The sequence below is a fragment of the Litoreibacter sp. JB4-2 genome, from assembly GCF_055693445.1.
This window is the reverse complement of the sequence record NZ_CM146334.1, coordinates 653,310-667,086: the sequence shown is the minus strand read 5'-3', so window position 1 is coordinate 667,086 and position 13,777 is coordinate 653,310. Positions and strand designations below refer to the sequence as shown.

General features: G+C 55.6%; 8 protein-coding genes and 1 pseudogene. 7 read left to right on the top strand and 2 right to left on the bottom strand.

Annotated elements, in window-relative coordinates:
• Window positions 1-46: 46 nt before the first annotated feature.
• Window positions 47-872 (bottom strand): annotated as a pseudogene (locus tag ACZ1G7_RS03310) (ferritin-like domain-containing protein).
• Window positions 869-1,330 carry a thioredoxin-dependent thiol peroxidase gene (gene bcp / locus ACZ1G7_RS03305; RefSeq protein ID WP_472662290.1) on the bottom strand — a complete coding sequence of 154 codons (462 nt, stop codon included), beginning with the start codon at window positions 1,328-1,330 and terminating at the stop codon, window positions 869-871. The pseudogene ACZ1G7_RS03310 and the gene bcp overlap by 4 nt, the downstream one beginning before the upstream one ends.
• 303 nt (window positions 1,331-1,633) lie before the next feature.
• Between bcp and ACZ1G7_RS03300 the strand changes: the two genes are divergently transcribed.
• From ACZ1G7_RS03300 to uvrA, 7 genes are all read left to right on the top strand, one after another.
• Window positions 1,634-4,795, top strand: coding sequence for a YhdP family protein (locus tag ACZ1G7_RS03300; protein WP_472662289.1), 3,162 nt, complete (start codon window positions 1,634-1,636; stop codon window positions 4,793-4,795).
• A gap of 9 nt (window positions 4,796-4,804) precedes the next feature.
• Window positions 4,805-5,842 carry a tRNA preQ1(34) S-adenosylmethionine ribosyltransferase-isomerase QueA gene (queA, locus tag ACZ1G7_RS03295; RefSeq protein WP_472662288.1) on the top strand — a complete coding sequence of 346 codons (1,038 nt, stop codon included), beginning with the start codon at window positions 4,805-4,807 and terminating at the stop codon, window positions 5,840-5,842.
• A 110-nt stretch (window positions 5,843-5,952) separates the two neighbouring features.
• Entirely contained in the window at window positions 5,953-7,251 is a 1,299-nt protein-coding gene (locus ACZ1G7_RS03290) for an MFS transporter (protein WP_472662286.1), read from the top strand.
• A gap of 126 nt (window positions 7,252-7,377) precedes the next feature.
• The gene (locus ACZ1G7_RS03285; protein WP_472662284.1) at window positions 7,378-7,956 is read left to right on the top strand and encodes a DUF924 family protein; all 579 of its coding nucleotides are present in this window, start codon (window positions 7,378-7,380) and stop codon (window positions 7,954-7,956) included.
• A gap of 141 nt (window positions 7,957-8,097) precedes the next feature.
• Complete coding sequence (gene lpdA / locus ACZ1G7_RS03280) at window positions 8,098-9,495, top strand: dihydrolipoyl dehydrogenase (RefSeq protein ID WP_472662282.1); 1,398 nt, start codon at window positions 8,098-8,100, stop codon at window positions 9,493-9,495.
• Between the two features lie 134 nt (window positions 9,496-9,629).
• Complete coding sequence (locus ACZ1G7_RS03275; protein ID WP_472662280.1) at window positions 9,630-10,769, top strand: MFS transporter; 1,140 nt, start codon at window positions 9,630-9,632, stop codon at window positions 10,767-10,769.
• A gap of 90 nt (window positions 10,770-10,859) precedes the next feature.
• Window positions 10,860-13,733, top strand: a complete 2,874-nt coding sequence (gene uvrA, locus ACZ1G7_RS03270; RefSeq protein WP_472662278.1) for an excinuclease ABC subunit UvrA — start codon at window positions 10,860-10,862, stop codon at window positions 13,731-13,733.
• The last annotated feature ends 44 nt before the right edge of the window (window positions 13,734-13,777 follow it).

The window sequence follows — 13,777 nt, the reverse complement described above, 5'->3', positions numbered from 1 at the left end:
CCACGCGGAAAACTGCTGACGAAATAAGCACTTCGAAGGACACGCATCAGCTCAATGCCGGAGGTGTTTCTGTCAAAGGCCAGTAGAAATCTGGCGCTATGCCCGCCTCTGCTCGTTTTTCTTCGTTGAAGGGTGGTCTGAGCTTCGAATGGAAATAGCGTTGGACAAGATCATGAAACGCCAATTTTGGGTCGCGGTTTTCGCGCCCGCACAAGAAGTGAAACCATTTCGAACCGTAAGCCACATGCGCAACCTCTTCAGCGTAGATGGTCTCAAGTGCTGAAACGGTCTGGTGATCTTTAGCTTGCTGAAACAACCGGATCATCCCCGGGGTGACGTCAAGCCCGCGCGCTTCAAGAACCATGGGAACGACAGCGAGCCGGCCAAGAATGTCATCGGCTGTATCAGACGCCGCCTGCCACATGCCGGCATGTGCCGGAAGTGCGCCATAGTAGCTGTCATAACTGACAAGGCAATCAGACAAGAGGTTGAAGTGTTTGAGACTCTTCGTCTGCGGCTTTGACCCAGTCATCATAGAAGCCAAGCGGAAAATCAGTCTGCGGGAAGCGCGCGATGATGTCCCAATGCAGGTCAACCGCGTTGAGCTCAATATGCGCAATCGCATGCAGCATAGCTGTGCGGCCTTCGGGTTTTCCCGGCTTTCGCTTTGGCACGTCGCGTGGGTCAAGTAGGGGCGGTGCGTCGGGGCGCGCTGGAAAATCAGGTGGCGATACTGAGCCCAATTCCACGTCGTCACCCGCAGCACGCGCTGCCTTCCAATGTGCGGCATGCGCACGGCTAAGGGCGGTTTTCGATTTGGGATCGGCTGTTGAAAGAACCTCAACCGCCATAGCCCGCAGACTAAGGGTCATGCGTTTTGTACAGCCTCAAGCACGGTTTCAACGTGGCCTGGAACTTTCACTTTGCGCCATTCTTTCAATATCTTACCGTCCGAACCTACTAAAAAAGTAGAGCGTTCAATCCCCATGTAAGTCTTGCCGTACATGCTTTTTTCTTTCCAAACACCATAGGCCTCGCAGATTTCACTTTCCGCATCCGATCCCAGAATGACACCTAAATCGTGCTTTGCGAGGAACTTGTCATGCTTCGCGGCCGTATCCTTGGAAATACCGATGATTTCTGCGCCTGCGGCTCTGAATGCTTCCAGATGTTCGGTGAAGCCGATGGCCTGCTTGGTGCAGCCGGGCGTGTCGTCCTTGGGGTAAAAATAAACTACCACCTTTGCGGGTCGCAGATCAGACAGGGTGACAGTGCCGCCGCCGTCGCGTGGCAAAGTGAAGTCGGGGGCCATATCGCCTTCGGTGATCATTTTCGCGGTTCCTTTTCGGGCTTTCGAGACAAAAGTGATGTGGCGCGTAAGCTAGGGCGCTATAAGAAAAGTTAAAGGCTTAAAAGAGAGCGCAGGCAGATAAGAATGAAACAAGGCGCGCCACATCAGGTTCCGGGCGAGCAGGACGGCTTCAACACCCCGCCGCCGTTGCCCGGTGGCGCAACGTTATCGCAAAAACGACGTCGGTTTTTTGGGGTTGGCAAGCGATGGGTCTTGGCGTCTGTTTTGACAACGCTTGTTAGTATCGTCTTGGCCCTTTGTGTGGTTAGCGTGGTTTTATTGATGGGGCGATCTGTAGCCTTGCCGAACAGTGTCGCCGAGATGGTCGAGACGCGCATTAACAAAGAGTTTGACGGGCCGAATGTTGAGCTATCCGGCCTGCGTATTGGTCTTCTCGACAATGAACTTAGGCCAACAATCGAATTGCAAGGCTTGCGGCTGTCTGGCGATACGACGACTCCGCTGATGGCCTTGCCCGTCGTACAGGTCAAGCTGGACACGTCTGAGCTGATCCAAGGGCGGCTCGCACTGGAAACGCTCGACATACGCAATGCGCGGATCAATTTGGTGCGCGGTTTTGACGGGCAATTGTCCTTCTCGTTTGGTGCAGAGTTGGAGGCGAGCGACATGCCCGCGCGTTCAGTCGCCGATGTGCTGAACCTCGTCGATCAAGCCTTTGCCCATCCTGCCGCGCGCGAATTGGAAGAAGTCACGATCGGCGGTGTTGGGCTGCGGTTGACAGATTTGGAGGCCGCGCGAGATCTTGAGGTGGCTGATGGCCGTTTGGTCTTGATCAATGGCGACAATTTTCTGGCGCTGACCGTCGCGTTTGAAGCTTCCCTCGATGGTGGGAAACCGGCGCAAATTGACCTGCGCGCCGACAAGGCCAAGGGCGGCGCCGGGGGACGATTCCAAGCTGAATTCTCTGATGTGCGCGTGCGTGACGTTGCCGCGCAGGTGCGCACGCTCGATTTTCTCAACATTCTGGACGCGCCCGTCTCTGGCAATCTAACCTCCGAATTTGGCGCCGATGGGCAGCTGGTAAGCTTCGCGGGGCGGCTCGACATCGGGAAAGGAGCGGTGCAACCGGCCCCGCAAGCCAAGGCATTGCCGTTGACAAGCGCGGCAACGCGCATCCGCTACAGCGCCGCGACGGGGCGGTTGCATCTTGAGGACATAACACTCGATGCGCCCGAACTGCGCTTTGCGGGCAACGGGCATGCAGACCTGCAAGACTTCGACGCTGGCATTCCTCAAACGCTTTTGATGCAGCTGCGTCTGGCCGATATCGAAATGGACCCAGAGGGTGTTTTTGAAAACCCGGTCAGGTTTGAAGCCGCGCAGGCCGATCTACGGTACAGCCCGTCAACGCTGCGCATGGACCTAGGGCAGGCGGTTCTTCGCAATGCGGACACCGAGATAGTAACGTCCGGCGGCGTCGCGGTTGAGGAGGACGGTTGGCGTGCCTCACTTGATGCGCGTATTCGCCAGATCACGCAGTCGGAGCTGATGGCGCTGTGGCCGACATCGGCTGTTGACAAAACTCGTGAGTGGCTGACGGACAATGTGGTCTCGGGCGATCTTCGGAATGCGACGGCTGCTATTCGGGTACGTCCTGACGGCCCGCCACAAGCGGCTGTTACCTTCGACTTTGTCGATGCCAATGTGCGCTACTTGAAGACTTTGCCAATCATTCAAGGTGGGCGCGGATATTTGTCCATCATAGACGAAGAAATGACGCTCGCGCTGCATGAAGGCCATGTGATCACGCCAAACGGGCAGCGATTGGAGATGGGCGGCTCGGTGATGCAAATCCCCGAAATTGATAATAGGATTCCTGACGCAGAGATCGCCATCAACGCACGCGGGCCGTTACAGGCCGCTTTGTCACTTCTGGACGAAAAACCGTTCGAATTCATGAGTAAATCGGGCCTGCCGATAGATTTGGCGGAGGGTGAAGCTGTGGTCACAGCTCGTCTCAACCTGCCTCTTGCAAAGGATTTGAAGGTCCGTGACGTCCGCTACGATGTGGAGGCAGAACTACGCGGCGTAAGGTCAGAAAAGATTGTCGAAGGCAATGCGCTGACCGCCAAACGACTGCGCTTGGCGGCCAAGGGCGATGCGCTGACAATCGCGGGTCCTGCGCGGCTGAATGATATTCCTTTGGATGTATCATGGGCGCGTGCATTGGGGCCAGAAAGCTCTGATGGGTCGACAGCAACAGGCACGATTGCCCTTTCGCCAGCGACGCTTGAAGCGTTTGAGATTGGGCTGCCGGATGGAATTGTATCGGGCTCTGGCACCGCGAATTTTGACCTGACGCTTACTCCGGACGCTTTTCCCAAACTACGACTGACATCGGATCTCTCAGGCGTTGGTTTGGCTATTCCGGAGGTTGGATGGAACAAGTCGCCGACACAGAAAGGCGAATTGTTGGTTGATGTGACGCTGGGGGGCGAGCCAAAGATCGACGCGATCAGCCTGACCGCGCCGGGTCTTTCGACAAAAGGTTTCGCTGCGTTGAACGACGGCGGCACCTTAGACCGCGCGGTGTTTGACCCGCTCGCGATTGATGGGCGTATCAATGCAAGGGTGGAATTGACCGGGCGCGGAAAAGGCGTACCAGTTGCAGTCGCTATACGCGGCGGGGTGGTTGATATCCGAAGTTTTACCACCAGTGGCAGCGGACGAAATGCCAGTGGTGCGCCATTGGACTTAGCAATTTCAAGATTGCGGATCACAGATGAAATCAGCATCGATGGGTTCCGGGGGCGGTTCCGCAATCAAGTAGGCCTCGATGGTTCTTTCACCGGAAAGGTCAATGGCGGCACAGAGATAAACGGGACGCTGGTGCCAACCAAAGAGGGCTTGGCGATCCGTGTGTCTTCGGCAAACGGGGGCGGCGTACTGGCCTCAACGGGGCTGTTTCAAAATGCGCGCGGCGGGGAAATGTCTCTTGTTCTAAGGCCGACAGGTGGCCCGGGGCGCTACACGGGCCAGTTACGTCTTGCAAATACGCGTATCAAAAAAGCCCCCGTGCTGGCAGATTTGCTCTCGGCCTTGTCGGTCGTCGGATTGCTTGAGCAGCTTAGCGGCGACGGCATTTTGTTTTCTGAAGTCGATGCGGTTTTTGACTTGTCGCCGGGCGGGGTGACGCTGCGCGAATCCCGAGCCGTTGGCCCGTCGATGGGCATCACGATGGACGGCGTCTACGCCACGCCGACCCGGCGGATGCAGATGCAGGGAGTGGTTTCACCGATTTACCTGCTCAACCGCCCGCTTGGCTTTTTGTTCTCGAAAAAGGGCGAGGGGTTGTTCGGCTTTACCTACCAAATAAACGGGTCCGCCGAGGCGCCGCGCGTTTCCGTAAACCCGCTTTCAGTCTTTACGCCGGGCATCTTCCGCGAGATATTCCGCCGCAATCCACCCAAGCCGCAGAACTGAAGCCATTCCATGAAGCTGGACGATTTTGATTTTGATTTGCCGGAACGGCTTATCGCGACACGCCCTGTTTCGCCGCGCAGTGCGTCGAAGCTTCTTGTGGCCGAACAGGCGACGCAACGTGATTTACACGTGCATGACTTACCGGCACTTTTGGGTGCAAATGACCTGTTGGTCTTGAACAATACCAAGGTGATCCCGGCCCGATTGTTTGGGGCGCGAGATCGCGACGGCAATGTTTCCAAGATTGAAGTGACGCTGTTGCATCCCAATAGCGACGGAAATTGGCGCGCTTTAATCAAGCCATTGCGAAAAGTGAAAGACGGCGAGACCATTGTGTTCGAGGCGGGTCTGATCGCCGAGCTGATCGGACGCGATGAGGGGCAGGGCATCCTTCGGTTTAACCTGCAAGGTGAAGCCTTTGACGCTGCTTTGGCGGAAGCAGGCCAAATGCCGTTACCGCCCTATATTGCTGCCAAGCGTGCCGCCGATGCGCGAGACAAGGAAGACTACCAGACCGCATTTGCCAAACACAAAGGCGCCGTCGCGGCCCCCACTGCGTCGCTACATTTCGACGAGGATTTGCTGAAGGCCTTGCGAGCGAAAGGCGTGCAATTTACTGAAGTGACGCTGCATGTCGGTGCCGGGACTTTCTTGCCGGTAAAAGTCGATGACGTTGCCAGCCATAAAATGCATGCTGAATGGGGCCAGGTGGAAGAAGCCGCAGCGGCCAAGATCAACGCCGTCAAGTCTGCAGGCGGTCGGGTGATCCCGGTCGGCACGACGGCATTGCGCCTGATCGAAACAGCGGCGACAGCCCAGGGACAGATTGTGCCTTGGGAGGGTGAGACCGATATCTTTATCTACCCGGGCTTCAAATTCCAACTCGCTGATGCGCTGATGACAAATTTCCATCTGCCCAAATCAACGCTCATGATGCTTGTTTCAGCACTTATGGGGCAGGAGCGGATGCGGGAGGTTTACGCCCATGCAATCGCGCAGGAATATCGGTTCTTTTCCTACGGTGATAGCTCGCTCTTGATCCCTTAGAATAGGGTCTAAAATCGTCGCTATTTTGGTCGTTGCGAGACGCGCGCAACGGGCGTAAGCGGGGCAAAATTTAAGTGTCTTTGCAGATCCTTTTTTTCGGAGCGGGCCCGATGTTAAGCGTGATAAATAATGCCTGGGCATTACTGCTCGGGATGATGCTGCTGATGGTCGGGAACGGCATGCAGGGCACCATGATGGGCGTACGCGGCGATATCGAAGGCTTCTCGACGCTGGACCTGTCGCTCATCACATCAGCTTATTTTCTTGGATTTCTGGGCGGTTCGCGCATGGCGCCTGACATCATTCGGCGCGTCGGCCATGTGCGTGTTTTCGCAGCTCTCGGCTCATTCGTTTCAGCCGCGCTAATACTTTACCCCGCAATGACGCATCCGGGCGCATGGATCATCTTGCGCATCGTCGTGGGGTTTTGCTTTTCGGGGCTTTATGTGACCGCGGAAAGCTGGCTCAACAATGCCACTTCGAATGAGACGCGGGGCCAAACGTTGTCGCTTTATATGGTGGTCCAAGTGATGGGGATCGTCTTTGCGCAAGGGATGCTTAACGTTGCTGATCCGGCAGGCTGGATGTTGTTCGTGATCCCGTCTGTCCTGGTCTCGATCTCCTTTGCGCCAATTTTGTTGTCCGTTGCACCGGCACCGAGGTTTGACACGACAAAGAACATGACGTTGCGCGCGCTCTATACGCAATCCCCGCTGGGGTTTGTGGGCATGTTTTTGCTCGGAAGCATCTTTGCTGCGCAATTCGGAATGTCGGCTGTCTATGCGACCCAAATCGGTTTGACAGTTGGACAGGTCTCGATCTTCATTTCGTCGATCTTTGTGGGTGCGATGCTGCTGCAATACCCGATAGGGCTGTTGTCGGATCGTATGGATCGTCGTTGGCTTATCATCTACGTCGCGGCTTTAGGCGGCGCGTCGGCGATTTTGGGCGCTGTGTCTGGCGGGAGCTTTTGGGCGATCTGTGTGGCAGGTTTTGGACTAGGCGGAATGGCCAACCCACTTTACGCGCTACTGATTGCCTACACGAACGACTATCTCGAGCCGGACGATATGGCCGCTGCCTCGGGCGGGCTCTTATTCGTCAATGGCTTGGGCGCAGTTGGTGGCCCGTTGATGATCGGATGGGTGATGTCGCGCTTTGGGCCGGATCGCTTTTGGTGGGTTGTTTGTGTGATGATGACGTTGCTCGCCGTCTACGGACTATACCGCATCACGCAACGTCCGTCTCTTTATGCCGACGAATCCGAGGACTACGAACCAGTGCCATATGCGCCAATTACTGCGGCCGGTACGGTCATGACGGCTGATGTCGCCACCGAGTATTATGCTGAAGGGGACGTCGAGGAGACGGAGACCTCAGAGGGAATAGAGGAAAACAAAGAAACGTGACCGCCCGCAACAGTTCGAAACTATTTTCAAAACCTGCGCAACTTCCGAAAAAAAACCTTGCGCGGCCTCCGTTTGATTGTAACGCTTTTATAACACGTTAGGCAAATCAGCACGAAAGGACGCGCTGTGGCAACGCCAGAGGAAGTACTGAGTTTTTGGTTGGACGATGTTGGCCCGCAAGGGTGGTATGAGGCCTCAGATGCTTTGGATGATCAGATAAGCGACAAGTTTGGCGCGCTTTGGGAAAAGGCGCGCGAGGGCGCTCTTTCCATGTGGATGACATATCCAAGCGGCGCGCTCGCCTATATCATTCTGACAGATCAGTTTTCGCGCAACATGTTCCGCGGGCAAGCAAAAGCGTTCTCGCTGGACGGGGCCGCCTTAGCGTTGTCGAAGATCGCGGTTGAACGTGACTGGGATATGAAGATCGATGAGCCCGCGCGTCAGTTCTTTTACATGCCAATGATGCACTCAGAATGCATTACCGATCAGGAGCGCTGCATCCGGATGTTTGCGACGCGTATGCCCGAATTTGGCGCACAATCGATTTTGCATGCGCAGGCGCATCGCGACGTGATCAGAAAATTCGGCCGGTTCCCATTTCGCAACGAAGCCTTGTCGCGCAAGACATCTGAGCCTGAGTTGGCGTTCTTGAAAAACGGCGGCTACGGTCAGACGGTACGCGAGCTTCAAGCGGCTTCCTAGTAGATAACGCATTTCAAGTGCGGTCATGCTATGCGTCCCCTGCAACGCGGGGTCGCATTTAGCCCAGTTGCTTTATTGCACGTGCGCAAATAGTTTAGCGTTAAACTAATTTAAACGTCGCTTTTCGGGAGACTTACAGACATGGCTGCACCTTCATATGATCTTATTGTAATCGGCTCAGGGCCAGGCGGTTATGTTGCGGCCATTCGCGGCGCGCAGTTGGGCTTGAATGTAGCGATTGTCGAACGTGAGCATATGGGCGGCATCTGCCTCAACTGGGGGTGCATCCCGACAAAGGCCATGCTGCGCAGCTCAGAGGTGTTCCATTTGATGCATCGCGCCAAGGAATTCGGCCTTTCCGCAGACAAAATCGACTATGATTTGGATGCGGTTGTAAAGCGGTCGCGTGGTGTCGCAAACCAGCTTTCAGGCGGCGTGTCTCACTTGATGAAGAAGAACAAAGTCACTGTCGTGATGGGCGAAGCAAAGATGGTTGGCAAGGGTAAGGTTTCCGTCAAGACCGACAAGGGCACTGAGGAGCTGACCGGCAAAAACGTGATCCTCGCCACCGGCGCGCGCGCGCGCGAATTGCCGGGGCTGGAAGCAGATGGTGATCTGGTTTGGACTTACAAACACGCTTTGAGCCCGGTGCGCATGCCCAAAAAGCTGCTCGTGATCGGTTCGGGCGCTATTGGGATCGAATTTGCCAGTTTTTACAACACGCTGGGTGCTGACACCACAGTGGTTGAAGTCATGGATCGGGTGTTGCCGGTTGAGGACGAAGATATTTCGAAATTCGCCAAGAAGCAGTTTGAGAAGCAGGGCATGACCATCATGCAAAAGGCGATGGTCAAGCAGCTTGATCGTGGCAAAGGCAAGGTTACCGCGCATATTGAAACAGGTGGCAAGGTCGAGAAGCACGAATTCGACACCGTCATCTCAGCCGTAGGGATTGTCGGTAATACGGAAAACCTTGGCCTCGAAGAGTTGGGCGTCAAAATTGACCGGACACATGTGGTGGTCGACGAATATTGCCGGACTGGCGTGGACGGCGTCTTTGCGATTGGCGATATCGCGGGCGCGCCGTGGTTGGCGCATAAAGCGTCCCATGAAGGCGTGATGGTAGCCGAACTTATTGCGGGCAAAAATAAAGTTCACCCGGTCCGTCCGGAAAGCATCGCTGGATGTACTTACTGCCACCCGCAGGTCGCTTCAGTTGGCTACACGGAAGCCAAAGCGAAAGAGCTTGGCTACGACATCAAGGTTGGTCGCTTCCCGTTCATCGGCAACGGCAAAGCGATCGCGCTTGGTGAGCCGGAAGGTATAGTCAAAACAATCTTCGATGTCAAAACCGGTGAGCTATTGGGCGCACACATGGTCGGTGCGGAGGTGACTGAGCTGATCCAGGGCTACGTCGTTGGTCGCCAACTTGAGACCACCGAAGAAGATCTGATGGAAACTGTCTTCCCGCATCCGACCCTGTCTGAGATGATGCATGAAAGCGTACTAGACGCCTATGGGCGCGCGATCCACTTCTGAGTCAACCGTGATCCAACGGCGCGCGCTGCCGCGCGCCCATGATTATTGATTTGGCACGCACATCTAGCGTGGGTGCCAAATCACTGTTGGTTGCAAGGGTTGCACTCCCATCTCAATAGGCGCAAAGCCACCCTATGCCGGATCGCTTGAAAACCAATTGGGGCCTCGTGTTCCTACTGCTTCTAGCGGGGCTTTTTGCAGCCGCGCAATTTGGCAAACTGGCCCTGACGCTTCAGCTGCTGCAGCAAACCTACCCCGGTGGCGGTCTCTTCGTACCTATTCTCATATCTATTGTCGGTATGGTCGGCATCGTTTTTGGGGCGGTCGCTGGGGGCGTCGTGGCCAGTCTCGGACTGTCACGCGTCTTGCCAATTGGGCTGCTTGCTGGCGGCGCGCTATCGCTTGCGCAAATACCGCTACCATCACTGCCCATCTTCGCAGTGTTGCGCGTCCTAGAAGGGTTCTCGCACCTTGCAATCGTTGTCGCGACGCCGACTTTGATGGCGTCACTCGCATCTGATGCGGACCGGCCTTTTGTCATGGGGATTTGGGCCGCGTTTTTTGGCATGACCATGGCGCTACTGGCAGCGATCTTACCCAGTGTACTGGCATTTGGCGGCTTGCCCTTTGTCTTCATGGGGCACGGACTTGGGATGATTGCAATGGCATTGATCCTGTTCGTAATGCTTCCCAAGGTCTCAAAGTCGGATCAACCGCGCCCAAGCTACATCGCAGAACATCGGATCATCTACACCAACCCGCGCTTGATATTTCCGGGAGCCGGTTTCGTCTGCTACACGGTGATCTACATCGCCTTGCTTGCGACATTGCCGATCGAACGAGAGCTTAGTGTATGGGTTCTTACGGCTCTTCCGCTCGTGTCGATTTTCGGGACTATTCTGGGCGGCTATGTTTCAAAGTTTATTGCGCCTGACAGGGTTGTCGTCGTTGGGTTCATCGCCACGATTGGCGCCATCTTCATATCATTCCTGTTTAGCAATGCTGTCTGGCCGTTGTTTTTGCTGTTTTTGGTCATGTCGTTTATTCCGGCGGGCTCTTTTTCTGCAATTCCCTACTTCAACGCTACGGCACCCGACCGCGCACGGGCTACGGGCGGGCTCGCGCAGCTTGGCAATGTGGGGACGACTTTGGGCACGCCGCTCTTTGTTTTGGCGGGGCAGTTGGGTGGATTTTCTATGATGTGCTTCCTGACGGCGCTGTTTTGCTTGTTGGGGATCTACGCCAGCCAGTCGCTTACACGGCAGATCAAATAAACCTGTGGATGTTCCCCAATTGTTCCGGTATTGGGGTGGAACTTGCCTGTGATGGGTTTATCTCTGGCGAGACCGCATTTGGGGTGGAACATGGCCGAGCTTAAAAACATCGAAGTGCGCGGCGCGCGCGAGCACAATCTTAAAAATGTTGACGTGGATATTCCACGTGACCAGTTGGTTGTGATCACCGGGTTGTCAGGCTCGGGCAAGTCATCATTGGCGTTTGATACGATCTATGCCGAAGGGCAGCGCCGGTATGTTGAATCGCTTAGCGCCTATGCACGCCAGTTTCTTGATATGATGGAAAAGCCCGATGTCGATCACATCGCGGGGCTGTCGCCTGCGATTTCCATCGAACAGAAGACAACGTCAAAAAACCCGCGCTCGACCGTGGGCACCGTGACCGAAATCTACGACTACATGCGGCTGCTCTTCGCGCGTGTGGGAACGCCATATAGCCCTGAGACTGGCCTGCCCATTGAGGCGCAGCAGGTGCAAGACATGGTCGACCGCACTATGGCGCTGGAGGAGGGGACGCGCGGTTATCTGTTGGCCCCCATCGTGCGCGACCGCAAAGGCGAATACCGTAAAGAATTCGCAGAGCTGGCCAAGACTGGCTTTCAACGCGTCAAAGTCGATGGGGAGTTCTATGAGCTCGACAGCCCGCCGACCCTGGACAAGAAATTCCGACATGACATTGATGTGGTCGTTGACCGGATCGTGGTGCGCGAGGGGCTGGAAACGCGACTTGCGGACAGTTTCCGCACCGCTTTGGATTTGGCCGACGGCATTGCCATCCTGGAAACCGCACCGAAGGAAGGCGATCCAGAGCGTTACACGTTTTCTGAAAAATTTGCGTGCCCTGCTTCTGGCTTCACCATTCCTGAGATCGAGCCGCGCTTGTTTTCGTTCAACGCACCATTTGGAGCCTGCCCATCTTGTGACGGCCTTGGGGTCGAGCTGTTTTTTGATGAACGTCTTGTGGTGCCGGACGGCGCTTTAAAGCTTTACGACGGCGCGCTTGCGCCTTGGCGGAAGGGCAAATCGCCATACTTCCTCCAGACCATTGAGGCGATTGCAAAACACTATGAGTTCGATAAGAACACGCCTTGGAAAGACCTGCCGAAATTTGTGCAACAGGTGTTCCTCTACGGGTCCGGCGAGGAAGAAATCCCGTTTCGCTATGACGAAGGCGGGCGCGTCTACCAAGTGACCCGTAGCTTTGAGGGTGTCATCCCAAACATGGAACGCCGTTATCGCGAGACGGACTCAAGTTGGATCCGCGAAGAATTTGAGCGCTATCAGAACAATCGCAAATGTGGGACCTGCGACGGCTACCGACTGAAACCTGAAGCGCTTGCGGTCAAAATCGGCGCTGCTGATGATTTGAAACATGTCGGACAAGTGGTCGAGATGTCGATCCGTGAAGCCTATGATTGGTGCAAAACCGTCCCCGAGCATCTGACCGACCAAAAGAACGAAATCGCCCGCGCGATCTTGAAGGAAATTCGCGAACGGCTTGGGTTCCTGAATAACGTAGGGCTTGAGTATCTGACGCTATCACGCAACTCGGGAACATTGTCTGGTGGGGAGTCGCAGCGCATCCGTCTTGCCTCTCAGATCGGATCAGGACTGACGGGCGTGCTTTATGTTCTGGACGAACCTTCCATCGGCTTGCACCAGCGCGACAATGACCGGCTACTGACGACGTTGAAAAACCTCCGCGATCAGGGGAATACTGTCATCGTTGTCGAACATGACGAAGAGGCGATCCGCGAAGCGGATTATGTCTTCGACATTGGTCCCGGCGCAGGTGTTCATGGTGGCCAGATCACTGCGCATGGAACACCTGCGGAGGTTGCTTCCAACCCCAATTCGATCACCGGTGAATACCTGACGGGCAAACGCGAAATAGCGGTGCCGGCCACGCGGCGAAAGGGCAACGGCAAAAAGCTGACAGTTAAGAAAGCGACTGGCAACAACCTGCAAAAGGTCACGGCTGATTTCCCACTTGGTAAATTTGTCTGTGTGACAGGTGTGTCAGGTGGTGGGAAGTCGACGCTGACGATTGAGACGCTCTTTAAGACTGCGTCGATGCGGTTGAACGGTGCCCGCCAGACACCCGCGCCCTGCGAGACCATCGAAGGGCTGGAACTGCTCGACAAGGTGATCGATATCGACCAGCGACCGATTGGCCGTACACCGCGATCCAACCCTGCGACCTACACGGGCGCCTTCACGCCCATTCGTGAGTGGTTCGCAGGCTTGCCGGAAGCCAAGACACGCGGCTACAAGCCAGGGCGCTTTTCGTTCAACGTAAAAGGCGGGCGCTGCGAAGCGTGCCAAGGCGACGGTGTTATTAAGATTGAGATGCACTTTTTGCCGGATGTCTACGTAACCTGCGAGACTTGCCAAGGCGCACGGTACAACCGCGAAACTTTGGAAGTGAAATTCAAAGGCAAAAGCATCGCCGATGTGTTGGACATGACCGTTGAGGACGCACAAGAGTTCTTCAAGGCCGTGCCCTCGATCCGGGAGAAGATGGACGCGTTAATGCGTGTGGGGCTTGGCTACATCAAAGTGGGCCAGCAGGCGACGACACTGTCAGGCGGCGAAGCGCAGCGGGTGAAGCTGTCCAAGGAGCTTGCGAAACGATCTACCGGCAAGACGTTGTATATTCTGGATGAGCCTACCACGGGCTTGCATTTTGAAGATGTGCGTAAGCTCTTGGAAGTGCTTCATGAATTGGTGGATCAGGGCAATTCGGTCGTCGTTATCGAGCATAATCTAGACGTGGTAAAAACGGCTGACCACATTATCGATATAGGTCCTGAAGGTGGTGACGGCGGCGGAAAAATCGTGGCGAAGGGAACACCGGAGCAGGTCGCGAAAGTGAAGGCCAGCCATACAGGCCACTACTTGGCGCCGATGCTGGCACCCAAAAAGACGATTGCTGCTGAGTAAGAAATTGATTTCGTCGCGCCTCTGGCGCGCCGATCCGTTGGAGT

Bases quoted from the DNA above. Each gene is read 5' to 3' on its own strand.
- queA (WP_472662288.1), top strand. From the start codon at position 4,805: ATGAAGCTGGACGATTTTGATTTTGATTTGCCGGAACGGCTTATCGCG.
- uvrA (WP_472662278.1), top strand. From the start codon at position 10,860: ATGGCCGAGCTTAAAAACATCGAAGTGCGCGGCGCGCGCGAGCACAAT.
- ACZ1G7_RS03300 (WP_472662289.1), top strand. From the start codon at position 1,634: ATGGGGCGATCTGTAGCCTTGCCGAACAGTGTCGCCGAGATGGTCGAG.
- lpdA (WP_472662282.1), top strand. From the start codon at position 8,098: ATGGCTGCACCTTCATATGATCTTATTGTAATCGGCTCAGGGCCAGGC.
- ACZ1G7_RS03275 (WP_472662280.1), top strand. From the start codon at position 9,630: ATGCCGGATCGCTTGAAAACCAATTGGGGCCTCGTGTTCCTACTGCTT.
- bcp (WP_472662290.1), bottom strand. From the start codon at position 1,330: ATGATCACCGAAGGCGATATGGCCCCCGACTTCACTTTGCCACGCGAC.
- ACZ1G7_RS03290 (WP_472662286.1), top strand. From the start codon at position 5,953: ATGTTAAGCGTGATAAATAATGCCTGGGCATTACTGCTCGGGATGATG.